Annotated in this window: 21 protein-coding genes and 3 pseudogenes; 19 read left to right on the top strand and 5 right to left on the bottom strand. The window is 66.2% G+C overall.

All coding sequences use genetic code 11. The annotated features are described in order from the left end of the window. Nucleotides 1-20 precede the first annotated feature (20 nt). Nucleotides 21-1,814, bottom strand: coding sequence for an N-acyl-D-amino-acid deacylase family protein (locus NA3_RS14805; RefSeq protein ID WP_062964219.1), 1,794 nt, complete (start codon nt 1,812-1,814; stop codon nt 21-23). Nucleotides 1,815-2,004: 190 nt separating this feature from the next. On the opposite strand from NA3_RS14805, the gene NA3_RS14800 reads away from it, so the two are divergent. The 8 genes and pseudogenes from NA3_RS14800 (at nt 2,005) to NA3_RS14770 (ending at nt 8,407) form a co-directional block, all read left to right on the top strand. Beyond that, nucleotides 2,005-2,919 (top strand): alpha/beta fold hydrolase, encoded by a 915-nt coding sequence (locus tag NA3_RS14800; protein WP_062964218.1) that lies wholly within the window; start codon nt 2,005-2,007, stop codon nt 2,917-2,919. 1 nt (nt 2,920) lies between these two features. Continuing rightward, on the top strand, nt 2,921-3,820 hold the full coding sequence (locus tag NA3_RS14795; protein ID WP_062964217.1) for a metal-dependent hydrolase: 900 nt from the start codon (nt 2,921-2,923) through the stop codon (nt 3,818-3,820). A gap of 11 nt (nt 3,821-3,831) precedes the next feature. Further along, nucleotides 3,832-4,935 (top strand): PDR/VanB family oxidoreductase, encoded by a 1,104-nt coding sequence (locus NA3_RS14790; protein WP_062964216.1) that lies wholly within the window; start codon nt 3,832-3,834, stop codon nt 4,933-4,935. A 7-nt stretch (nt 4,936-4,942) separates the two neighbouring features. After that, nucleotides 4,943-5,542, top strand: coding sequence for a TetR/AcrR family transcriptional regulator (locus NA3_RS14785; RefSeq protein WP_062964215.1), 600 nt, complete (start codon nt 4,943-4,945; stop codon nt 5,540-5,542). A 329-nt stretch (nt 5,543-5,871) separates the two neighbouring features. After that, nucleotides 5,872-6,782: pseudogene (gene mftD, locus NA3_RS14780) on the top strand (pre-mycofactocin synthase MftD); the annotation flags it as partial. A gap of 21 nt (nt 6,783-6,803) precedes the next feature. Beyond that, the gene (locus tag NA3_RS38605; RefSeq protein ID WP_233427302.1) at nt 6,804-7,223 is read left to right on the top strand and encodes an SDR family oxidoreductase; all 420 of its coding nucleotides are present in this window, start codon (nt 6,804-6,806) and stop codon (nt 7,221-7,223) included. Then, nucleotides 7,220-7,537 carry a hypothetical protein gene (locus NA3_RS14775; protein WP_062964214.1) on the top strand — a complete coding sequence of 106 codons (318 nt, stop codon included), beginning with the start codon at nt 7,220-7,222 and terminating at the stop codon, nt 7,535-7,537. Before NA3_RS38605 ends, NA3_RS14775 begins: the two co-directional genes overlap by 4 nt. 252 nt (nt 7,538-7,789) lie before the next feature. After that, a complete protein-coding gene (locus NA3_RS14770; RefSeq protein ID WP_227995210.1) occupies nt 7,790-8,407 on the top strand; it encodes a TetR/AcrR family transcriptional regulator in 618 nt (205 codons plus the stop codon). Here NA3_RS14770 and NA3_RS14765 read toward each other — a convergent pair. After that, on the bottom strand, nt 8,399-9,346 hold the full coding sequence (locus NA3_RS14765; RefSeq protein WP_062964581.1) for an amidohydrolase family protein: 948 nt from the start codon (nt 9,344-9,346) through the stop codon (nt 8,399-8,401). The two genes, NA3_RS14770 and NA3_RS14765, sit on opposite strands and share 9 nt — an antisense overlap. 200 nt (nt 9,347-9,546) lie before the next feature. Between NA3_RS14765 and NA3_RS14760 the strand changes: the two genes are divergently transcribed. Further along, nucleotides 9,547-11,190 (top strand): acyl-CoA dehydrogenase family protein, encoded by a 1,644-nt coding sequence (locus tag NA3_RS14760; protein WP_439956179.1) that lies wholly within the window; start codon nt 9,547-9,549, stop codon nt 11,188-11,190. 10 nt (nt 11,191-11,200) lie between these two features. After that, the gene (locus NA3_RS14755) at nt 11,201-12,754 is read left to right on the top strand and encodes an acyl-CoA synthetase (RefSeq protein WP_062964580.1); all 1,554 of its coding nucleotides are present in this window, start codon (nt 11,201-11,203) and stop codon (nt 12,752-12,754) included. A 49-nt stretch (nt 12,755-12,803) separates the two neighbouring features. On the opposite strand, the gene NA3_RS14750 is transcribed toward NA3_RS14755, so the two are convergent. After that, the gene (locus NA3_RS14750; protein WP_062964212.1) at nt 12,804-13,655 is read right to left on the bottom strand and encodes a crotonase/enoyl-CoA hydratase family protein; all 852 of its coding nucleotides are present in this window, start codon (nt 13,653-13,655) and stop codon (nt 12,804-12,806) included. 54 nt (nt 13,656-13,709) lie between these two features. Beyond that, complete coding sequence (locus NA3_RS14745; RefSeq protein ID WP_062964211.1) at nt 13,710-15,347, bottom strand: AMP-binding protein; 1,638 nt, start codon at nt 15,345-15,347, stop codon at nt 13,710-13,712. A gap of 105 nt (nt 15,348-15,452) precedes the next feature. Here NA3_RS14745 and NA3_RS14740 point away from each other — a divergent pair, with 105 nt between their 5' ends. The 9 genes and pseudogenes from NA3_RS14740 (at nt 15,453) to NA3_RS14715 (ending at nt 20,975) form a co-directional block, all read left to right on the top strand. Further along, entirely contained in the window at nt 15,453-16,070 is a 618-nt protein-coding gene (locus NA3_RS14740; protein ID WP_227995211.1) for a TetR/AcrR family transcriptional regulator, read from the top strand. Between the two features lie 141 nt (nt 16,071-16,211). Then, nucleotides 16,212-16,519 (top strand): annotated as a pseudogene (locus NA3_RS39140) (SDR family NAD(P)-dependent oxidoreductase); the annotation flags it as partial. Between the two features lie 553 nt (nt 16,520-17,072). Next, complete coding sequence (locus NA3_RS38595; protein WP_062964210.1) at nt 17,073-17,546, top strand: hypothetical protein; 474 nt, start codon at nt 17,073-17,075, stop codon at nt 17,544-17,546. A gap of 94 nt (nt 17,547-17,640) precedes the next feature. Next, nucleotides 17,641-17,775, top strand: coding sequence for a hypothetical protein (locus NA3_RS39050; RefSeq protein WP_258562183.1), 135 nt, complete (start codon nt 17,641-17,643; stop codon nt 17,773-17,775). 444 nt (nt 17,776-18,219) lie between these two features. Next, the gene (locus NA3_RS14730) at nt 18,220-18,945 is read left to right on the top strand and encodes a TetR/AcrR family transcriptional regulator (RefSeq protein ID WP_084491565.1); all 726 of its coding nucleotides are present in this window, start codon (nt 18,220-18,222) and stop codon (nt 18,943-18,945) included. A 152-nt stretch (nt 18,946-19,097) separates the two neighbouring features. Continuing rightward, nucleotides 19,098-20,117 carry an oxygenase MpaB family protein gene (locus tag NA3_RS14725; RefSeq protein WP_062964208.1) on the top strand — a complete coding sequence of 340 codons (1,020 nt, stop codon included), beginning with the start codon at nt 19,098-19,100 and terminating at the stop codon, nt 20,115-20,117. 80 nt (nt 20,118-20,197) lie between these two features. Then, nucleotides 20,198-20,653, top strand: a complete 456-nt coding sequence (locus NA3_RS14720; RefSeq protein WP_167354993.1) for a DUF4383 domain-containing protein — start codon at nt 20,198-20,200, stop codon at nt 20,651-20,653. A gap of 46 nt (nt 20,654-20,699) precedes the next feature. Next, nucleotides 20,700-20,804: pseudogene (locus tag NA3_RS39460) on the top strand (Lsr2 dimerization domain-containing protein); the annotation flags it as partial. Then, nucleotides 20,778-20,975 (top strand): Lsr2 family DNA-binding protein, encoded by a 198-nt coding sequence (locus NA3_RS14715; protein WP_439956182.1) that lies wholly within the window; start codon nt 20,778-20,780, stop codon nt 20,973-20,975. The pseudogene NA3_RS39460 and the gene NA3_RS14715, both read left to right, overlap by 27 nt. A 320-nt stretch (nt 20,976-21,295) precedes the next feature. Here the strand turns inward: NA3_RS14715 and NA3_RS14710 are convergent, their stop codons facing one another. Then, nucleotides 21,296-22,210, bottom strand: coding sequence for a tyrosine-type recombinase/integrase (locus tag NA3_RS14710; protein WP_218021825.1), 915 nt, complete (start codon nt 22,208-22,210; stop codon nt 21,296-21,298). Nucleotides 22,211-22,238 lie beyond the last annotated feature (28 nt).

The raw sequence follows: 22,238 nt of genomic DNA, 5'->3' as shown, positions 1-22,238 counted from the left end.
GGCATTCCTTTCCGGCACGACTATGCCGAGACTGTCGGATTTACGGAGGTGGCCCCGCGGACCTTGCGACCGGCGGGCAGGAAACGTCCCGGCCCCCAGTCTTTTCCGAGTCCGTCGGCGAAAACCCCGTCGCGGTAGACGACGCGGCCGTTGACGATGGTCGCGGTGACCGCGCGGTCGTTGCGGTTGACCATCCGCCGCAACCCGTTGTATTCGGGCACTTCGTGTTCGGAGAGCTCGTGCACCTCGCCGTCGAGGCCCTGCGGGTCCACGATGACGATGTCGGCACGGTCGCCGACACGTAGGTAGCCGGCATCGAGGTTGTACCAGTCGGCCAGTTCTCCGGTGAGCCGGTGCACCGCGCGCTCGAGGGTGAGGAAGGGCTTGCGCTTGCTCTGCGCCGACTTCACCCGCTCGAGCAGTCGCAGGTGGTAGTTGTAGAAGGCCATATTGCGCAGGTGCGCGCCCGCGTCGCCGAAGCCCATGTGCACGTTCTTGTTCGCGGCGAGCTTGTCGGCGTATTCGGGGCGGTGATTGGCGATCGTGGTGCGCCAGCGGATCTTGCGGCCGTGCTCGACGACGAGGTCGAGGAATGCGTCGACCGGGTGGATGCCGCGCTCGTCGGCGAGTTGCCCGAAACTCCTGCCGATGTGGCTCGGGTCCGGGCTGTCGACGACAGTGGCGTCGTAGAGGTTGCGGTGCCAGATCTTCGGGCTGAACTTATTCTCGTAGTCACGGCGGAACCAGCGGCGGTACTCCTCGCTCCGCAGCAATTCGTTGCGTTCGACCTGATCCTTGATGTCGAGTGCCGCTGCACCGGAACCGAATTCCTCGAAGACGACCAGATCGATGCCGTCGGCGTACACCGTGAACGGCACCGGCAGATGCTGCCAGCGGAAGACACCGTTGAGCAGGCGGTTGATGATCGGCGCGCCATACATCATGAAGTACACCAGCGGCGGATATGCCTTGGAGTCGGCGGCGGCCAGCAGCGAGACCTTGAGGGCCTTGCGGCGGAACCGGCCACCGGCGGCGAGGAAGAATTTGGGCAGGTTGGGAGTGAGCGAGACCTCCGGTGTGCTCTGTAGGATGCGATCACGGTCGCGCAGAACCTTGTTCAGCGCGCGGAACTCACGGCGCTTGACGAAGGTGGTCGGCAACGAGCGTGAGCGATACAGGTCACCGTCGAGTTTGTCGATCCAGTTCGTCGTGGCCGACATGCCGAGAAATCCGGCGTCGAGGGCTTCGTTCAGCAGTGCGGTCATCCGCTCGAGCTCAGCGGCCGACGGCTTGGCTTTGTCGTCGACCGCGCGGTGCATGCCCATGACGTGGATGCGCAGATCGGACTGGCCCAGGAAGGTCGCGACGTTGGGGCCGAGGTTGAGCTGGTCGATCGCTTGCGCGTACTGGGTCGGTGTGGACCAGGTGCGGTGCTTGTCCAGCGTGTCGATCACGATTTCGCGCGGCACCGCCTCGACGCGACTGAAGATGTCGGCGCACTCGACATTGGTCGCGAGAATGGTGGTCAGCGAACAGTTTCCGATGACGGTAGTGGTCACGCCGTGGCGTAGGGACTCACTCAATGACGCGGCGGCGAGCATCTCGACGTCGTAATGGGTGTGAATGTCGACGAAGCCGGGCATCACCCACTTTCCGCCGGCGTCGATGACCTCGTCGGCACGAGCGACGTCGAGGGGCCTGGAGCTGACCTCGACGACTTCACCGTTCTTGATGCCGATATCGGCGGTGCGCGCGGCCACACCGGAACCGTCGAACCAGATCCCGTCGCGGATGACCAGATCGTAGCTGACCATACCGAACTCCTTTCGTGCCTCATTGCATGTCACACAGTTCGAGATTCGGGCGGCGCGACAGCCCAATAGTTCCTCTACCTGGCAACTACTCATGGAAAAATTGACGAGACGATGAGTAACAGGTAAAACCATGCACCAGTGAATGTCAAAATGCAAGGCTGTCCCGTCTCGCGGGACCGGAAGGGCACACATGTCGACGAGTTCCCCCGCGACGAGACGGTTTCGGTCGGACACCGCCGAATTGGAAGCGCTGACCTGGGGCGACCCCTGCGACCCGGCGGCCCTGCTGGTCCACGGATTTCCCGACAGCGCTTGGACCTGGGAGGAGATCGGACCCGCCCTGGCCGCAACGGGACGCTACGTCGTCGCGCCCTTCACCCGCGGCTACGCACCTAGCTCGCTGGCCACCGACGACGACTACTCGATCGCCTCGCTCGTCGACGACATCGTCGCCATCCATCGCGCCATCGGGGCCGATCGACGCGCGATCGTGGTCGGCCACGACTGGGGCGGCGCGATCGTCAGCGCTCTGACCGCGGCCCACCCCGAGCTCTTCCATCGCAGCGTGCTCATCGCGATCCCCCCATTGCCGACGATCAAGGCGTTGTTCACCCCATCACAGCTGTCACGGCACCTCCCGCGCTTGGCCCGGCAGGCGCCGCGCAGCTGGTACATGACCGTCGTCTCGATCCCGTGGCTCTCCGACACGATCGGCGGTTGGCTGATCGATCGTCTGTGGCAGGCGTGGGCGCCCGTCGCGCCGGTGGGCCGGCAGCGTGAGCAGGGCCTGCTCGCGCTCGCCGGTCGCGCTCGCCGGCGCGCCGCGTTCAGCTATTACCGGGCCGTGTGGAATCCGCTGTACCGGCGCAGCGCCGGCCACCGGTACGAGCAGCTGGCCGCGTTCGCCCCGCCGCGGGTGCCGACTCTGTACCTGCAGGGCACCGACGACACCTGCGGCCTGGTGGACACCGGCGCCGACGCACTCGATCACCTACCGCCGGGCAGCTGCCGGACCCTCGTCCCCGCGGCGGGGCACTTCGCCCACCTGGAACAACCCGAGACCGTCCTCGAGCACATCATCGCCTTCGTCGGCAAAGGAGCCTGATATGAAGCTGCGCAAGAAGAACCGATTCCCGATCGACACCATCGACGTCGGGCCGCTGCAACTGAAGGCGCGTGCGGTCTCGTTCGATCTGAATTCCACTCCCCTGCACTGGATTCCCGGCCACCCGGTCGCCTCGCATACGGTCAGCGCCTATCATCTGCTGTTTCCCGAGGTAGAACGATTCTTCATCGCGGCATTCAAGGAAGCACTGCCCGACGTGCACGATCCCCGCCTGCGGGAAGACATACTCGGTTTCATCGGCCAAGAGACCATGCACGCCAACGCGCACGACGAGTCGCTCGACGACTTCTTCCAACGCAACGGCATCGACCCCGAACCGCTGCTGGCACAATCACGCTTCTTCCTCGGTAAGGTGCTGGGCCCCCGGACATTTCGCAATCCGAAGCGAACCAGGCAGCATCTGATCAACCGGCTGGCGATCACCGCGGCACTGGAGAACTTCACCGCTTTCCTCGGGCATTTCGTGCTCAACTGCGCCTGGGACGAGTACCGCGCCGACCCCGGCATGGTGGCGTTGTTCCGCTGGCACGGCGCCGAAGAGATGGAACACCGCAACGTGGCCCACGACGTTGCCGAGTACTTCGACGATCGGTACTCCCGTCGGCTGCGCACCATGCTGCTGGTGTTCCCGGTGACCATCTGGATATCGAGCCGTTTCATCTGGTACCTGGTCAAGAACGACCCTGCCGCACCCGCGTCGCGGCGGCGGGTGATCCTCGATGTTCTGCGCGCCGGCCGCCGGGGCCTGCTCCCGACACCGGCCACTGTCCTCGGCTCGGTCGTCGACTACCTCGCGCCCGGTTATCGGCCCGACGACACCGGTTCGATGGCCCAGGCGCTGTCCTATCTCGCCACTGTCGAGTCCCGTCCCGCAGCGTGAGAGGAGCTGCCATGCCCGATCGACCTCGCCTTCGCGACATTCCCGCCCATGCGCACGGCCGATTCCGGCACGACCCGCTGATGTGGTGCCTCGCAACCGGCTTCGACTTCCTGAACTGGTTCGACGGTTTCTCCCGGCTCCCGGACACTAGGCTGGGGCGACCTCAGGAGTATTGCGACGTCGTGGTCACCGAGCGCCGCCTCGTCGCCCGGGATCAGAGCGTGGTCGCACTGAGCTTCGAGCTCCCCGGGGGCGGGGAATTGCCGTCCTGGAGCCCAGGGGCGCACCTCGATGTGGAGCTGCCTTCGGGCACTCGGCGTCAGTACTCCCTGTGCGGCGATCCCGCGGACCCTTCGCGGTATCGCATCGCGGTGCGCTTGATCCCGGACGGCGGCGGCGGATCCGCCGAAGTCCATCGAGAGTTGCAGGTCGGGTCCCGGCTGCGGATCGGTCTGCCGCGCAACGCTTTCCCGCTCGCTGTCGGCGGCCACAATCAACGCACGAGCGCGGTCCGCCTGATCGCAGGCGGTATCGGAATCACCCCGATCCTGCCGATGATCACGCTGCTCGAGCGGACCGCCATGCCGTGGTCGATGATCTACTGCGGGCGCTCGAGCGATTCGATGGCGTTCCTGCCCGAGGTGGCGAACTACGGAGACAAGATCACCGTTCACTGCGACGACGAATCCGGATTCGCCACCCCCGCGAAACTGCTCGGTGACCTGGCCGGAACTCCCGCGGTCTACACCTGCGGGCCACCACTGATGGTCGATATGCTGCGCGCCGCCTTGGCGGAGCGCCCCGACGTGGAATTCCACTACGAACGGTTCTCGGCGGCGCCGGTCGTCGACGGCCAGGAGTTCACCATCCACCTGGCGACCACCGGCGAAGTTGTGACCGTCGGCGCCGAACAGACCGCACTGGACGCGATCCTGACAGCGCGACCGGATGCCACCTACTCCTGTCGGCAGGGGTTCTGCCGGTCGTGCGCTGTGCGCGTGCTCGCGGGCACACCCGAGCACAGATCGACCGCCTTGAACTCCCACGAACAGGACGCGGGATACTTTCTCCCATGCGTGTCACGTGCCGAGGGATCTTTGACCGTCGAACTGTAGGTCGGCGATGACGACGAGCCCGCGTCGCAAACCACACAACGAGAATGGCATCGCGACCCACCAGCGCATCGTGGACGCAGCCCTGGATGTGCTCGCCACCCGCGGCTGGCGCAATGCCAGCGTCGCCGAGGTGGCCGAGCGCGCCGGGGTGACCCGCGGCGCGATCCAGCACCACTTCAAGGACCGCGACGGCCTGTTCACCGCGTCGGTGCAACACATCATGCAGACCCGGATCCAGGAGATCGAGTCGTTCCAGCACACCGTCGCACCGGGCCCCGGCAGTACGCGCGAGATAGTCCATCGAGTCGTCGAGCTGCATCAGGGACCGACGTTCAAGGCCGCCCTACAGCTGTGCATCGCCGCCTCCGACGACCCCGTCCTGGCACCACGGGTCGCGGCCATGGAACTCGAGGTCGGAGCACGAAGCTTCTGGGCCCTGATCGAACTACTGCACCTGGACGGCAACAACCCCACCGTCCGCACCACCGTTCAGGCGTTTCTCGACAGCGCCCGAGGACTCGGCCTGGCAGGCATGCTCAACGACGACTCCCGTCGACGCAACCACGTGGCCGACCGCTGGGCACAGATGCTCGACGAGCTCCGCTGACGAGTGGTTCGAAACGGTGAACGCGGCCGTCAGGGCCGACCTGGTCGGCACGGCCGCGCTTCCTGATGTACTGCCGGAATAGTCACGGCCCCTGGTCGCCGACCACATGGTGCGCACGCCGGACGCCACTGCACCACGAATCACCGACGACCAGACCGGCATGTTCGCTAACCTTCACTCAGCACCCGAAAACACTCAAATCGGACAGCGAACAAACCCAGGACCAGCCGCCGCGATGCAGGGACTGTCGGATTGCCTGTTCCGACAGTCCCGACGACGCTGCGGTTCTTCGACCGTGGGGCGAACGAGTGGAAGGATGACGAGGTGTAGATCGCAGAGACGGCGTCGCACGAGGGGCCGCCATGTCGGGCACCGCACTCGGCCTGTCGTCGTTCGGATCCAAGCCGATCGAGGAGGTCATCGCCGCCGACGACAAGACCTTCTTCCAAATCTATTGGCTCGGAAGCAAAGACGACATGGTCGCCCGCCTGGATTGGGCGCGTGAAGCCGGCGCAAAGGGCATCATCGTCACCCTGGACTGGGTGTTCGCCACCGCCCGCGACTGGGGCAGCCCGCCACTGCCCGAGAAAATCGATGTGAAGACCGCCGTACGGTTCGCACCCCAGGTCGTCACCAAACCCGGCTGGCTTCTCCGTTTCGCGTGGTCAGGGAAGTTGCCCGATCTGACCACCCCGAACCTGGTCCCGCGGGGACAGCAGGGCCCGACGTTCTTCGGCGCCTACGGTGAATGGATGGGTACCCCGCCGGTCACCTGGGACGACCTGGCGTGGCTGCGGCAGCAGTGGGACGGGCCGTTCCTCATCAAGGGCATCGGCCGTCCCGACGACGCCAAACGCGCCGTCGACATCGGCGCCACCGCCATCTCCGTGTCCAACCACGGCGGCAACAACCTCGACACCACCCCCGCCGCGATCTGCATGCTGCCCAGCGTGGTTCAGGCCGTCGGCGGACAGGTCGAGATCCTGCCGACGGTGGTGTGCGCCGCGGCAGCGACGTCGTGAAAGCTCTCGCGCTCGGCGCGAACGCGGTCATGATCGGCCGGCCCTACCTGTGGGGCATGGCCGCCGCCGGCGTCCGCGGTGTGCACAACGTCCTCGAAGTCATCCGCCAGGGCATCGACTCCGCGTTGTACGGACTGGGTCACTCCTCCATCCATGACCTCACCCCCGAGGACGTCATCGTCCCCGACGGCTTCACCCGGGCATGTAAGTGGCCCCCGCCCCGGTCGCCATCGTCACCGGTGCCGCCCGGGGCATCGGCGCCGCCACCGTCCACCGCCTCGCCACCGCGGGCTGGCGTCGTGGCCGTCGACATCTGCCGCGACGACCCCGGACTCGGCTATCCGCTCGGCACCCGTGATCAGCTCGCGACGGTGGCCGCCGCGCACGCGGGGACGGTCGCCGATGTCGAAGCGGATGTCCGCGACATCGAAAGCCTCAGCGGCGCAGTGGAACTCGCGACCGAGCGGTTCGGCGGACTCGACGCGGCCGTCGCCGCCGCAGCCGTCATGACCGGCGGCCGCCCGCTCTGGGAAACCACCCACGCCGATTGGGAGCCCATGTTCGACATCGGCGTCAACGGCATCGCCAACCTCGCGAGGGTCGCCATTCCCGCCACGCAGGCAGTAGGTGCGAATAGTCCTCGTGCAGTTCGTTTATGAAGCGGCGGAAGGTCGCCTTTGCCTCGAATAGCTTGGGCCAGTCGGTGGCCGGCGGTCTCGTCGCTGATTGTCTCGGCGAAATCCTTCATGTCCTGATACCAGAGGTAGGACGGGAGCGCATCGATGGCAACGAGGTCCACCTCGTCGAGGTGGACGGGCGTGCGTCCATCGATGCCGCCGTCGCTCGTCCACAGCACGATCTCACCGGACTGCGGGTTGATCAGCCATCGGCGCTCTTAGTCGGTCTGATCCGCCAAAGCCGCGGCGATCTCCTCCAAGTCGAGGCTGCTCAGGTCCAGCATCCGGCACGATAAGCCTGCTGTCGCATTACGACCAGTCGAAACCGCTCGATAAGTGGCATGAGCGGACGTTTCGGTTGGCCTGCATCCGTCGGCTGGGCGACGGCTCTCGAGGTTCTTCGACTCGCCCTGAACGTCTCGGCGAAGGGCTCGGCCGTGGGGTCAGAGCCGTGCGCCCGCCGATATCCGTGTGAACGTTGTTAAGTTTGTTGAGCACGGTTCAAGGTTGTGAACGGACGCTGTCGTAGCGACGAGGGAGTGGTGTTGGTGGAGTCGACCCGAGCCCGGCGGCGGGACGTGGTCAACGCGGCGAAGCGGGAGCTCATTCTGAGCGCTGCTCGTGAGGTGTTCGCGGAGCAGGGACTGGAGGCGTCCAGTGTCCGGGCGATCGCGAAGGTTGCCGGGTACACCGCGGGTGCGCTCTATGGGCATTTCCCGAGCAAGGAACACATCTATGCCGCGCTGCTCGACGAATCGCTGGACCGCCTGGGCGCCGCGACAGCGGCCGCCGCGACCGCGACCTCCCGCGCGGATCGCTTTCGCGCAACGGGCCTGGCGTTCTACGACTTCTACGACGCCGATCCACGTGATCTGGAACTGGGCCTGTACCTGTTCCGAAACGGCATCGGTCCGCACGGCCTGTCCGCGGACCTGAACAGTGGACTGAACGCGAAGCTGCTCGCGAGCCTGGCCCCGATCACTGCCGCGGCACTCGATCTCGGTGCGAATGCCGGCCGGGCCCGCGAACTGACCGCAGAGGTCCTCGCGTACGCCACGGGTGTGATCCTGCTGGCCCATACCCGCCGGCTCGCCCTGTTCGGCGGTGAGCCGCGGGCGATGATGGATCACTTCCTGCGGACCCAAGTGGCGACGCTGTCAGACTGAGGCCGCACCGAGCCGGACGAGCAGGCGGTCGTCGCCGAGACCGAATAGGTCGGCGGCGTTCTGGTAGCAGACGCGGCGCAACCAGTCCGCACCGAGGTCGAGCGCGGCGAGCCCGGCCAAGCCCTCGGCATAGGTGTACGGAATGCTCGGGTAGTCGCTCCCGAAAAGAATCCGGTCGCCCAGATCGGCGAGGCGAGGCAGGTCGACGGCCGAGAACGGCGCGAAGCTGTCGGCGTGGTCGGTGAAGGCGACGGCGGTATCGAACCGGATCGTCGGGAACCGCGCCGCGAGGTCGAAGAATTCGCGGTACTGACCCATTCCCATGTGCGCGATGATCAGCTGCAGGCGCGGGTGCCGGCTGAGCAGCCGGGCGATCGGCTCGGGCCCGGTGTACGCGGTCGCCGTCGGGCTGGACCCGCAGTGGATGACGACCGGAACACCGGCGTCGGCGATGGCGGACCAGGCCGGATCCAGCAGCTGATCCGCGGGGTCGTAGCCGCCGACCTGCACGTGCGCCTTGAAAACCTGGGCGCCCGCCGCGAGCGCGTCGCCGACGTAATCGCCGACCGTGGGTTCGGGGTACAGGGTCGCGGTGTGCAGGCAGTCGGGAGTATGGGCGGCGAATTCGGCGGCCCACTGATTGAGCCACGCGGCCATCTCGGGCCGGTGCGGGTAGATCAGCGAGGTGAAGGCCCGCACCCCGAAACGCCGCAGCCGGTCGACGCGCGCGGCCTCGTCGTCGCGGTAGGTGATCGGCCACGGCCGTCCCACGAGCGGGCCCTGGTTGTCGAAGTACTGCCACACCTTGTCCATCACCGATTTGGGCATGAAGTGGGTGTGCACGTCGATCAGGCCGGGCAGGCCCAGCGACCGGTGGAAGGCGACGACCGCAGCGGCCTCATCGACCGATTCGGCACGGTCTTGCACGTCGTCGCACATCATCTCTCCCTCCGGCGTCCCTTTCGGACCACCTAGGTATCGGCTATCGTCTGAATATCGTTCAATACACTGAACGATGTTCAGCGAACGTAGCACGAGCATCAGTTGATCGGAGTCGGCCGTGGCCAGGGCCACATCGCGTCGGCCCCGGCCGCTCCGCCGCCGTCGTGGTGGCACCCGAACTCCGTTGATCCGAGAAAGTGACATCCAGCGTGGCGACCCACACCGTCCTCAACCAGGCAGTTCAGCCGACCGACAGCAATCCCGCCGAATACCCGCCGATCGCGGAAGCTCTCGCCCGCGCCGGCGCCTCGGAGCGGCTCCCGGAGGTGCTGGCTGTGGGGGCCGCGGCCGGCAGCGCGGAGGTGGTCGAATGGGGCGATCGCGCCGAAGCGCATCCGCCGGTCCTGCGGACCCACGACCGCTACGGATACCGCATCGATGAGGTCGCCTACGATCCCGCTTATCACCAATTGATGACGCAGGCGGCCAAATTCGGACTTACCGGATACGCGTGGGTCGACCCGCAGCCGAACCCCCACCTGGTCCGGGCCGCCAAGACACTCGCGTGGATGCACGGCGACCTGGGCCACACCTGCCCGATAGCCATGACCTATGCCGTCGTTCCCGCGCTGCGGCACAATCCCGAACTCGCGGCAACCTACGAGCCGCTGTTCGCGGCGCGATCCTACGACCCGGTGCTATCGGTCCCGGCGCAGAAGCGGTCGTTGACCGCGGGCATGTCGATGACCGAGAAGCAGGGTGGTTCCGACGTGCGCGCCAACACCACCCGCGCCGAACTGCAGGCCGACGGCATCTACCGGATCACCGGCCACAAGTGGTTCACCTCCGCGCCGATGTCGGATGTGTTCCTCATGCTCGCGCAGACCGAGGCCGGTTCGACCTGCTTCCTGGTCCCGCGAATCTGCCCGGACGGCACCCGCAACTCTCTGTTCCTGCAGCGGCTCAAGGACAAGCTGGGCAACAAGTCCAACGCGTCGAGCGAGCTGGAATACGATGCGGCGCTGGGCTGGCGAGTCGGTGCCGAAGGCCGCGGCGTTCCGACGATCACCGAAATGGTCAACCTCACCCGGCTCGAATGCCTGTTGCAGACCTCCAGCATCATGAGCACTGGAGTACGGCGGGCCGCGTTCCACGCCACCCACCGGCTGGCCTTCGGGCACCATCTCATCGATCAGCCGATGATGCGCAATGTGCTCGCCGACCTCGCGGTAGAGGCGGAGGCCGCCGCGAGCGTCACGCTGTGGCTGGCCGGGCTCACCGACCGGGTCGCCACCGGTGACAACAGCGCGGCCTCGCTGCGCCGCATCTCGCTCGCGGTCAGCAAGTACTACGTCTGCAAGCGTGGCCCGATGCATGCGGCCGAGACGCTCGAAGCCTTCGGCGGCAACGGGTACGTCGAGGAGTCACGGATGCCCCGGCTGTTCCGCGAAGCACCGCTGCCGTCGGTGTGGGAGGGTACCGGCAACGTGGCGGCCCTGGACGCCTTGCGCGCGATGCGCCGCCAGCCCGACACGGTCGCGGCCTTCCTCGACGAGATCCACCTCGCTGAGGGCTGCGATTCTCGCCTCGACGTCGCGATCGCCGGCCTCGAGAAGCAACTCGCCGACCCCGACGAGATCGAATACCGTGGCCGGGCACTGGTGGGCTCGATGGCTAAGGTCCTGCAGGGTTCGCTGCTGGCGCGATACGGAAACCCCGCTGTGGCAGACATTTTCCTCGCGACGCGGCTCGGCGATCGCTGGGGCGACGTGTTCGGCGCCCTGCCGCGCGGATTCGATCTGGACACCGTGCTGGATCGTGCCCGGACCGAGACCCACTGAGCGCGCCATGATGGACAACGGAATCGGCAACTGGCCCTCGATGCGGGCGCGGCGCAACGCAGGGCGAACCGCGTTGATCGACGGTGACACCGGCCGCGTCTACGCTTTCGGAGAGTTCGAGAGCCGCACCAACGCACTGGCGGATGTGCTGCGCGCCAAGGGGATCGCGGCGGGCGAGCGCGTCGCGCTGGTGTCCTTGAACAGTACGCACATGCTCGAGGTACTGTTCGCGGTCGCCAAACTGGGCGCGGTGACCGTGCCGGTGAACTTCCGGCTGACCGCCGCCGAGATCCGTTATATCCTCGACGACTCGGGCGCCTCGATCGTGTTCTGTTCCAGCGGGCTGACCGCCACGGTCGAACAGGCCGACGGCGCCACGGTCCGCGAGGTCATCGAACTGCCGTCGGCCGCAGACCGTTCGCGGACAACGGATTCACACTACGAACAGCTGCTGGCCGGCGGCGACACCACCCGCGTCGAGGTCGCCGTCGAGGGTGCCGATCTGTGCGCGATCATGTACACCTCGGGAACCACCGGCGTACCCAAGGGGGCGATGTTGACGCACGCCAACATGGTGTGGAACGCCGTGCACTACATCACCGTCGACACGGGGCTGCGGCCCGACGATATCGCGCTCACCGCCGCTCCCATGTTCCACATCGGCGGACTGGGCGTGTACACCCTGCCGCTGTTCTATCTCGGTGGCACCACCGTCATCATGGAATCCTTCGCGGCCGGCCCGTGGCTCGACCTTCTCGACCGGTATCGGCCGACCGCGGCCTTCTGTGTTCCCGCGATGTGGGCCGCGATCGAGGCGGCGGCCGACAACCCGGTCCGTGATCTCACCTCGCTGCGGGCGACCTTCTCCGGTGGCGCGCCGTGCCCGGTGGTTCTGATCGAGGCGCTGCGCCGGCGCGGGCTGTATCTCACCGAGGGGTTCGGCCTCACCGAAACCGCGCCGCTGACAACCTATCTCGACGCCGACGAGGTGGCCGAGCACGCCGGCAGCGTCGGCAAGCCGGTCAACCACGTCCGGCTGCGGATCGTCGACGACCACAACCAGGACGTGGCACCCGGTCAGGTCGGCGAACTGCTGATTCGGGGGCCGAACGTCTTCGCCGGGTATTGGCACAAGCCCGAGGCCACCGCCGCCGCCCTGCGCGAGGGCTGGTTCTACTCTGGTGATCTGGCTCGCTGTGACGAGGACGGGTACTACGAGATCGTCGATCGCAAGAAGGACATGGTGATCACCGGTGGTGAGAATGTCTACCCCGCCGAGGTGGAGCAGGTCCTGTATCGGCACCCTGCAGTCGCCGAAGCCACGGTGATCGGCACCCCCGACCCGAAGTGGGGCGAAGCGGTCACCGCGGTCATCGTGCGGAAACCCGGCCACCCGGTCGAGGCCGCCGACCTGATCACCTGGACGCGAGAGCGGCTCGCCCACTTCAAATGCCCGCGGGTCGTCGAATTCGTGGAGGCTTTGCCGCGCAATGCGACCGGCAAAGTCCTCAAACGGGAACTCCGTGCACGCTGGGTCGAGGGTGGCGCGGCCGTGACCCGCTGACACAGTCGACGGTGCCCACCGGGTGTCGGTGCGCACCGTCGACAGGCTGTCAGACCGTCGGGATCGGACCGCCACCGTCGGGGATCGGGCGTCCGGAGTCACGCCACCGCACGGCGGGACCGAAGCCCTGCTGCTCGGCGAAGTCCTTGAACCAGCGGCCCTCCGGAGTGTGGCGGGTGATGCCGTCGAAGATCGTGGCCAGGATCTGCGTGCTGTGCAGGCCCATGTTGTCGAAGGCCTGGTTGACCATCAGCTTCTGCATCACCAGCTGGTTGGTGGGCACCCCGGCCATCCGGTCGGCGAGTTCCTCGACCCGGGCCTCGAGCCGGTCGACGGGCACGGCGTCGCCGACCAAACCCCATGCGGCAGCGGTGGTTCCGTCGATCGTGTCGCCGGTGAGCAGCATGCGCTTGGCCTTCTCCGCGCCGAGCCGGTACACCCACATCGCCGTGGTCGGGCAGCCCCACACCCGCGCCGGCGGGTAGCCGATCCGGGCATCCTCGGCCATGACCACCAGGTCGCAGCACAGGGCGATGTCACTGCCGCCGGCCACGGCGTACCCCTGCACCTGGCAGATCGTCGGCTTGAGCGAACGCCACAGTGAGAAGAACGCGTCGGTGTTGCTCTTCATCGCCTGGTAGTCGGTGATCGGGTCCCACACCGGGCCCTGGGACCAGCGCGCGTTCTCCGTCTCGGCGAACGCCTTGAGGTCGTAGCCGGCGCAGAACGCGCGGCCCGCGCCGCGCAGGATGATGACCTTGACCTCGGGGTCCTCGTTGGCGCGCTGGACCGCGGCCTGGATCTCGCCGGGCATGTCGTCGTTGATGGCGTTGAGCCGGTCCGGCCGGTTCAACGTCAGATAGGCCCGCTTGTCACGCACCTCGTACAGCACTGCCGGCATTGTGGGTCTCCTTCGGATGGATGGTCATGATGTGAACTCGGTCGGGGTGTTGCGTCAGCGGCGATCGTCCGGGGCCGGCAGCGCGACGAGCTCGCCGCTCGCGATCTGGTCCCGAAGTTTGAATTTCTGCAGCTTGCCCATCGCATTGCTGGGCAGCTGGGCCGCGATGAACCAGGTCTTCGGCGCCTTGTGCGGCGCGAGGTGAGCGCGGACATAGTCCTGCAGATCCGCGGGATTCAGCGGCAGTCCCGGCTCGCTGGGCACGATCACGGCCGCGACCGACTCACCCCAGCGTTCGTCGGGCAGGCCGATCACGGCGGCGGTGTCGATTCCCGGGTGGTCGTGCAGCACGGCTTCGATCTCGCGGGGATAGATGTTCTCGCCACCGCGGATGATCATGTCCTTCATCCGTCCGGTGACCCGCAGGTAGCCGTGCCGGTCGAGGGTGCCGAGGTCTCCGGTGTGGACCCAGCCGTCCGCATCGAGGGCGCTGCGGGTCTGTTCGGGCATGTCGAAGTAGCCGAGCATGGCCTGATATCCGCGCGCGCAGATTTCGCCGACCTCACCGAGCGGCGCGATCTCGCGAGTGATGACGTCCTGGATACTGACCTCGACGTTCCACAGTGGCATGCCCGCGGTCGTGTATTTCTCGTCCAGGTGGTCGTTCGGATCGGTCTGCGTGATGATCGGGGCGAGTTCGGTCTGTCCGTAGACGGTCGAGAATTCCGCGCCGAAGCGGCGTTCGCACTCGGCGATCACCTCGCGCGGGACGCTGTCGCCACCGGACAGGACCACCCGCAGCGGGGTGAAGTCGTAGGTGTCGAATGTCGGGTGCGCGAGCAGCGCCCGCAGCATCGCCGGAACACCGAGGTAGCGGTCGGCCTCGTATTCCTGTAGGGCGCCCAGCACCAACGCGGGTTCGAACGCTTCGCACAGCACGTGGGTGCCGCGCCGGGTCAGCACACCGAGGCCGACCAGTCCGCAGCCGGCGGTGTGGAACAGCGGCATCGCCGAGACCCAGACGGTTCCGGTGGGAGAGCCGGCCCGTTCGTGGACGTAGGCGGCGTTGGTGAGCATCGCACAGTGGCTGAGCTGCGCCCCTTTCGGGAAGCCGGTGGTCCCTGACGTGTACTGCAGTTGCATCGGGCCGTCCGGATCGACGGCTGGCAGCGATGCCCCGGACTGACGCGGGGTGGCGATCCGGTCGAGCCAGCCATCGAGGGGGATGTGCTCGCGTACCTGCGGCACGGCCGGTGCGACGCTGGCCACCCGGGCTCGCATGTCGGTGCCGCGGAAGGTTGCCGCGTAGGCGACGCCCGTCGATTGCGATTGGCGCAGAACGTATTCGAGTTCATTGTCCTGCAGGGCGGGGTTCGCAGTGACCAGGATGAGTCCGGCCAGTGCTGCGGCATATTGCAGGACGATCCATTCGGGGGTGTTCGGTGACCACACGGTGAGATGGTCGCCGGCTTCAAACCGGTCGAGCAGCCAGTGGGCGCCGGATTCAGCGTCGCGGAGTAGCTCGGCGTATGTCCAGCAGCGTGCCGGGGCGTTCGCGGACACGAAGATCAGCGCGGTGCGGTCGCCCGCGGTGGCCGCGGCGCCGCGCAACTCGTCTCCGACAGCATGGTCGATGAGCGGTGCGGGCGTGGCCGGCCACAGCGATCGGGTCAAGAGGGTTCGGGGGGTCATCGACAGGTCTCCTCGACAACGCCGAGCATGTGAGCGGCATGCGGAGTTGAATATGCTCCGGGTCACAGTTTCACAGTCCATACGGACTGTCAATGCCTTCTTGGAATGACCGTCTATCATTCGATGATGGCGGGAATTCGGCAGGAGCAGCGGGCCCGCACCCGCGAGACAGTGCTCGACGCAGCGATGCGGTGCCTGGTCGAGAGTGGCTACTCCGGCACCTCCACCCATCGGGTTCAGGAACTCGCCGGCGTGTCGCGAGGCGCGCTGTTGCACCACTTCGGATCTCGGGAGGAACTGCTCGTCGCCGCGGTTCACTACATTGCGGACCAACGGCTACTCGCAATCCGTCGCGCCGCTCGCGGGGTCGACGACGGGCCGGATTCGCTGCGCGGGGTGGTCTACGCGATGTACGAGTCGATGTCGGGACCAGCATTCTTGGCGGCCATGGAGCTGTGGACGGCAGCTCGCACCGACGCCGCGTTGCGTGCCGCGTTGCAGCCGGCGGAGCGTCAACTCGGCGCCGCGCTGCGCGGGATCTTCGACGAGTACACCCGGATCGACGATCCCGAAACCGCCAGGACCACCTTCGAATCACTGTTGGCAATGATGCGCGGCCTGGAGCTGGCGCGGATCCTGCGTCACGACCAAGGAATCATCGACCGCGTCATCGAGCAGTGGATCGAGGTCTACCTCGAACGACCCGGGCGGCCATCGAGCTGACCGAGAACGGGCCGCGGATCCGGCGTTCCACGGCTGGTGTTGACAGTCAATGTGGACTGTGAAAGTTTTCTGACGATCAACTAAGGGCGGTCGGGGTAGGCCTGACTGCCGAATCGTTCGATCGATCGATCGGAGAAACCGGTGCATGCTTCTTCCCTGTCCGGTGCTGTCGCGATCGTCACCGGAGCCAACCGTGGAATCGGTCTGGCCATCGCCCGAGCACTCGTCGCCGACGGAGCCCGGGTATGCGTGACGGCTCGTAAGCAGGATGCGTTGAACGCCGCGGTGGCCGACCTGGGTGATCCGGACTGCGCGCTCGGAATCGCTGGTAGCAGCGACGATCCGGCGCACCAGCGCGACACTGTCGCGCGCGCGATCGACACCTTCGGCCCGCGATCGACATCCTCGTCAACAACGCTGGCATCAACCCGGTCTACGGCCCGATGCTTACGACGCGACCACGGCCGACAATGTCGAACGCCTGGAATCCTTTCTGCGCGAGCACATCTACCCGAACGAGGCCACCTTCGCCGCACATCTCTGCTCGGGGAGCTGGACGACCGCTGGCACTGGACCGCGGTGCCGATCCTGCCCGAACTGCGCGCCTAGGCGCGCCGCCAGGGGCTGTGGAACCTATTCCTGCCCGGCGCCGAGAGGGCGGGTCTGACGAACCTGCAGTACGCTCCGCTGGCCGAACTCCCGCACCGCGCCGTCGGCGACGACTTGCGCTGTGCAGCAGCGCATCTCGGCTGCCGCGCAGAACAACTCCTCTACCTGCCTACCGATATCGCGCATGCCCCGTGCTCCCCGGTCCGGTCGCCGCGGCTTCGCCGCTGGCACTGCCGACCCCACTCCTGCCGAGAATAGCCGTAGATGCAGGCAGATCCCAGAGGTTCGGGCGGCTCAACCTACGATATGGCACTCGGCCAACGGGCGTGGCGAAAGTTCCTCTGGCGCTGTCGATTCGAGCTGACTTCAGCCTGAATCGGTCACGCTGGCCTTATGTATATCCCCTGCTCGGAGTTGCGACGCACGCCCTTGGAGCGATTCGATCAAGATCTCGCCTGGCATCGAGACGACCAGTGGTTCTTCGCCGCCGGCGCATGCCGCATCCTGGCCTACGAGTTCATCGAGGTGCATCGTGGCCGCTTCACCGTCGTCGGACTGTGGCCGCGCACGGCTGCCGATCCGAGTCACGTCTTCGTCTGCGACGGCAGTTGGGCCTTCGACCACAGCGGATGGACACCGGTTGCCGAACTACTCGAGGTCAGCCGGGCAGCTGAGCCCGACGCGGACTACTACCAGCGTCCGATCGCCATGGATCTCGACGAGTTCTGTGCGCGTCACTGGCACCGCAGCCCAGCAGAGTTCGCTCAGGATCCCCCGGCCACGCGCCCGCGCCTACATCGCGCGATTCCGGCCACCAAAGACACCGTAATGGAACATACCGCGCGATGTCGGTGGCAGACGTCCTGATCAAGTTGCAGATACGGTGGTCAGTCACCCGAGTCTTCACACGACGAGCCACAGTCAGGCTGGTTGTCGGAGAGCCGATGTAGGGTCCACCGGCATGCAGCCCACTACCGCTGTGGTTGCCAGCATCGTCAAGAGCATGGTCCCGTTCGATGATCTCGAACGGGACCATGTCGCAACGATTTTGGGCTGGCTCGCGTCGACCGACGACATCTTCCGGCGCGTTATCTAAGGTCCTCGCCGGGCCTAAGGCCGTGACCTGCGCGGCCTCGTAGATGACACCGTCGTTGACGGGAGCGGCAGTTCGACGTGGTCCGTTGGTCGGCGCCTCTGATCGTTATTGACCCGGGATCTCAGAGGCCAGTTTGTCGGTGACCGGATGGGCAGTCGACAGCTCCTCCGTGGGTGGTCCCGATCGGTCGAAACACCCGATATGCGGCAGAATAGTGCGTTTCCTTTGGTGGAGGTCGTTGTGCCGACTACCGAAGACTTGCACTGAGGTGATGCGTGAGTATCGGTGGTGGCGATCAGTCGTTCGCCCGCGCTGACGGCGGGGATGGGCTCGGCTTCACACGTGTGGGCCGTGCGATGCGGGTGGTGGATTCTGTGCGTGTGTTCTTCGGTACATCGGTGTTGGCGTGGGATCGCGGCGGACCTGGCGGTCTAGTGTCGGGGGGTGAGTGATTCGGTCGATGACAGGGCGGGGCTCTCGCTGGCGCAGTTCACGCAGTTGGATCCGGGGGTGGCTCGGGAGCTGCCCCGCCATCGTCATGCTCTCTCGCGTGATCAGGTCCGTACTTCCCAGCATTCCCGGTTGATCCTGGCGACCGTGCAGGTCGTGGCGGAAAAGGGGTATGCCGGGGCCAGCGTGCGCCAGATCGCGACGCGAGCGGGCATTTCGACGAAGACGTTCTACGAGCTGTATCCGGACAAGGAAGAAGCGTTCCTGGCCACCTACGCTGCGGTCGATCGCCTCACCGAACTCATGCGCCATGCCGCCGCCCAGGCGCGCACCGCTGCCGGTGTGATCGAAGCCGGGCTGACCGCGTATCTGACGGCGCTGGCCGCCGAGCCGGCGTTTACCCAGAGTCTCGTGGTGGAAGTGCTGGCCTCGACCGATCGCATCCGGGCGCGACGTGCGCAGGGCCTAGCCGATTTCGCCGCGGCGATGATCGAGGGGCTGCGCCGGGTACGGGCCGGGCATGGACCGGACCCGGCACCCTCGCCGGGAGCTCACGCGCTGCTCATCGGGGCGCTGGGGGGCGTGAACGAGCTGGTCGTGCAACACCTCGGGACCGCGTCCGCGGCGACGCTGCTGCAGATCGTCCCGACCGCGCAGGTGCTGCTCGAGAGCGTGGTTCTTACTCCCCAGGAGCGCGTGAACTTCATCGCGGACCTCTGAACAGGGCTTTCCGTCCGCGATTCGTGCCGCTGAGCCCTCCCGAGGCTACACACCTTGGAATGCCTGTTACCGAGTGTTACAGTCAAATCCTATTGAGAACACGACCGTTTTCTCAGTTGGAGGGCGGTCGACACCGGTAAGGAGAGTTGCTCGTGGCGAAACTGCACGCAGTCGATGGGGGTGCTCCGCAGCTCGCGGATGTGGAGCCCGACACCGCCCGCCCGGACTCCACATCCGCCGGGATGGAGGGCGACCCGCTGGCGGTTGGCTCGTTCGGGCGGTGTATCGCCGGACACCCGCTGGTCCTGATGTATGCCAACGTCCCCGCGTTGATCATGCCGACCCTGCACCCGAAGATCGCGCACGTGCTCAGCGAGAAGGACCGCGCGCTCAACGGCAGCGAAGGGCTTCCCACCCTGCAGGCCGCCACCCGCCGATTGATCAGCACCTACGAGATGGTCCTCGGCATCGTGTTCGCCGGCCCCGAAGCCGACGACGTGGCGCACGGCCTGCACGAACTGCACCGCCCGATCGCCGGCACCATGCCCGACGGCAGCCCCTATCACGCCTGGAACAAGGACGTCTGGAACTGGACATGGGGCTCGATCCTCAAGGGCGGCCTCGACATCGCCGACGAATTCCGGCTCTTCCGTGATGCGGGCGAGCGCGAAGAGGCTTATCGCGCGTTGAACGAGATCGGCCGCCGCTATGGGGTGCGCAGCCTGCCCGACACCTACACGCAGTTCTGCGACTACTGGCAGCCGATCGTCGACTCCGAACTCGAGGTCGGACCAGGCGTGCGGTTCATCGTCGACAACGCACTCAACCCGGCCAAGCCCCGCGGCTGGAGCTTGGTGCCGACGCCGCTGTGGCGGGTCTTATCACTGCCGATCACCCGCACACTGCGAGTCGGCATCCTGGCCGGGGTCCCCGAAAAGTTCCACGCCGACATGGGTTTGCGCACAACGACTTTCGACCGCATCGAACGCCGGGTGCACGGCCTGTTCTGGCGGACGCTGCCCATGCCGGTCGCGGGCCAGTTCGGTCCGGTCTACTTCACGCTGCGCCGCCGCTTCGGCCAGCCGGGATGGCGAACCTTCTACTCACGCACCCAACTCGAGGCCAACCGCCCGGCCGCCGACCGCGCACGCCGCGCCGCGCACACCAGGTAACCGCACAGACCGGTACCGCGTTCGGCCGAGAACCAAGGACGCGTTCTGTGCGTCCGGACATCAACACAGAGGAACCCGTCGTGCTCTTCACCGCCTTCCGCGCTCACGCTCTGCGCTACGTCAACTCCGTGCTCGAAACACCGTTGCAGTTCTTCGTGTTCGCGGTCGGCGCGTGGTTCACCACCAACGGGGTGATCGCGTTCGGGATCTACCCCGATATGGCCGTGGGCGGATCGATGACCTCGTGCACGATCAACTTCCTGGGATTCATCCCAGTCACAGTCAACGGCTGGCACGCCCTGTTCCACCTGATCACCGGCCTCGCCGGGCTGGCTGCGGCTCCCACCCGGTCGCGTTCTCTCACCTACGCCTGGGTGTGCGGGCTGTTCTATCTGCTCGTCGCCGCGCTGGGATTCACCAGTGGTGATCATGTGCTGCACATGATGGCTGTCGACACCTTCGGCAGCGTCGTGCACACCATCGAAGGTGTCGTCATTGTGGGTGTAGCCGCGCGCGCAGAAACCCGGCGCAGCTAACCGCCGATTACTATCCGGAACTCGGCACGGCAAATCGAAAGCCGAGGAAACGGTCTTGTTCAGCCTCGACGGCGTCGAGTATGAGATCGACCTGTCGACCAAGAACGCGCGCAAGCTCCGTGGTGTGTTCGAGCAGTGGACCGGCCCCGCGCGCAAGGTAGGCCGGATCCCCCGCGGCAAGGCAAGGGCCGCGACGCGCACCACGGCGGACAAGCAGCAGACCGGCGCAATTCGCGAATGGGCGAAGAACAACGGCTACAACGTTTCCAGCCGCGGGCGCATCCAGGCCGACAGCATTGAGGCATACAACAAGGCCAGCTAGACGCAGCCGAATGCGGCACCGGCTGCCACGACCCCGAGGAAAGGTCGGGCCACCGATCCCACGTACGTCTGCCGCTGGATGCGCGAGATGGCTTGGCGGGCAGAGACGATGTATGCAATCGAAGCGATGCCTTTATGCAGCTGATTCCGTTGGATCGATATCGCTTGTGCGAGTTGCATTGTCTTCGTCCGCTGGCCGTTGCGCAGCACTTTCGGGTTCGCCATCGTGGCTGTCGGGCAGCGTGCGGATAGCCGACCACGACGCGTTCACTGCCTGTCGTGCGCGCGCGTGGCTGGTCGGCATGAGGTGTGCGTAGTGTCTCAGGGTGACGGCGGGGTCGCTGTGGCCGAGATAGTTTGCCAGTTCGAGGATCGAAACGCCTTCGGCCAGACAGGATGACGCGTAGTGGTGCAGCGCGTGTAAGCCGTCGCCACGGTCGCGTTTGGTGAGTCCGGCGCGGCGGAAGCCGCGTTCCACACTGTCACCAGGAACAGGTAGCCGTACATCGGCCGGGCATCGCCTGTCCGTGACATCAACACGCGCGCCGATACCGGCCGCCCGTCCAGTGTCCGCCACGGCAATGTGACGCTCACCGGCTCGAACTTTTCCATGTAGGCGTCGATCTCGGCGAGGATGTCTTCGGCCATCGGCACGATCCTGGTCTTGCCGCCTTTCGGTGGGGAAAAGACGGCTCCGCCTTTCAACCGGCGAATCTGTCGCTGGACGACGAAAACCTTCTCCTTGCGGCGGATGTCGTCGGGTGAGAAGGCGAGGATTTCTCCCATCCGCATGCCGCAGCCCGCTCCGAGGGGGATGACGATCTTGTTCCGGTCGGGCAGCGCGGTCCAGATCGCGTTCAGCCGGTCTTCGGTCCAGGGAATGATTTTCGGGCTTGTCCCCCGTGGCCGTTTGATCAGCCGCGACCGGCACGGGTTTTTCGGGATGGTGCGTTCGGCGACCGCGATATCCATGATGGCCACGACATGATCGAAGATCACACCCTGCGAGCTGGGATCGATACCGCGGCCGTTGAGCCATTCCACATAGTCGCGCACCGTGTCCACCGTGCAGGCACCGGCGATCGAGCGGCCGCCGAAGTAGGGAGTGATGTGGTTGCGGGCCCGCGATGCGTACTTCTCTCGGCTGACAGGGTCCGGTGACGTCGCTTTCAACCACTTGGTGATCAGTGGATCGAAGGGCCGTCGACGAGCGTGGGGGTCGACGTAGCGGCCCATGAGCATTTCGGCGTCGAGCTGGGTCTGG

The organism is Nocardia africana NBRC 100379 (assembly GCF_001612635.1).
Taxonomy (GTDB): Bacteria; Actinomycetota; Actinomycetes; order Mycobacteriales; family Mycobacteriaceae; genus Nocardia; species Nocardia africana.
The sequence above is the reverse complement of the archived record's forward strand: the minus strand, read 5'-3'. Positions and strand labels throughout refer to the sequence as shown.

Coding starts and splice junctions, on each gene's coding strand:
- NA3_RS14740 (WP_227995211.1), top strand. CDS start 15,453: ATGACCGTCTATCATTCGATGATGGCGGGAATTCGGCAGGAGCAGCGG.
- NA3_RS38595 (WP_062964210.1), top strand. CDS start 17,073: ATGTATATCCCCTGCTCGGAGTTGCGACGCACGCCCTTGGAGCGATTC.
- NA3_RS14785 (WP_062964215.1), top strand. CDS start 4,943: ATGACGACGAGCCCGCGTCGCAAACCACACAACGAGAATGGCATCGCG.
- NA3_RS14745 (WP_062964211.1), bottom strand. CDS start 15,347: ATGACCCCCCGAACCCTCTTGACCCGATCGCTGTGGCCGGCCACGCCC.
- NA3_RS14795 (WP_062964217.1), top strand. CDS start 2,921: ATGAAGCTGCGCAAGAAGAACCGATTCCCGATCGACACCATCGACGTC.
- NA3_RS14800 (WP_062964218.1), top strand. CDS start 2,005: ATGTCGACGAGTTCCCCCGCGACGAGACGGTTTCGGTCGGACACCGCC.
- NA3_RS14790 (WP_062964216.1), top strand. CDS start 3,832: ATGCCCGATCGACCTCGCCTTCGCGACATTCCCGCCCATGCGCACGGC.
- NA3_RS14805 (WP_062964219.1), bottom strand. CDS start 1,814: ATGGTCAGCTACGATCTGGTCATCCGCGACGGGATCTGGTTCGACGGT.
- NA3_RS14755 (WP_062964580.1), top strand. CDS start 11,201: ATGGACAACGGAATCGGCAACTGGCCCTCGATGCGGGCGCGGCGCAAC.
- NA3_RS14765 (WP_062964581.1), bottom strand. CDS start 9,346: ATGTGCGACGACGTGCAAGACCGTGCCGAATCGGTCGATGAGGCCGCT.
- NA3_RS14750 (WP_062964212.1), bottom strand. CDS start 13,655: ATGCCGGCAGTGCTGTACGAGGTGCGTGACAAGCGGGCCTATCTGACG.
- NA3_RS39050 (WP_258562183.1), top strand. CDS start 17,641: ATGCAGCCCACTACCGCTGTGGTTGCCAGCATCGTCAAGAGCATGGTC.
- NA3_RS14775 (WP_062964214.1), top strand. CDS start 7,220: ATGAAGCGGCGGAAGGTCGCCTTTGCCTCGAATAGCTTGGGCCAGTCG.
- NA3_RS14710 (WP_218021825.1), bottom strand. CDS start 22,210: ATGGGCCGCTACGTCGACCCCCACGCTCGTCGACGGCCCTTCGATCCA.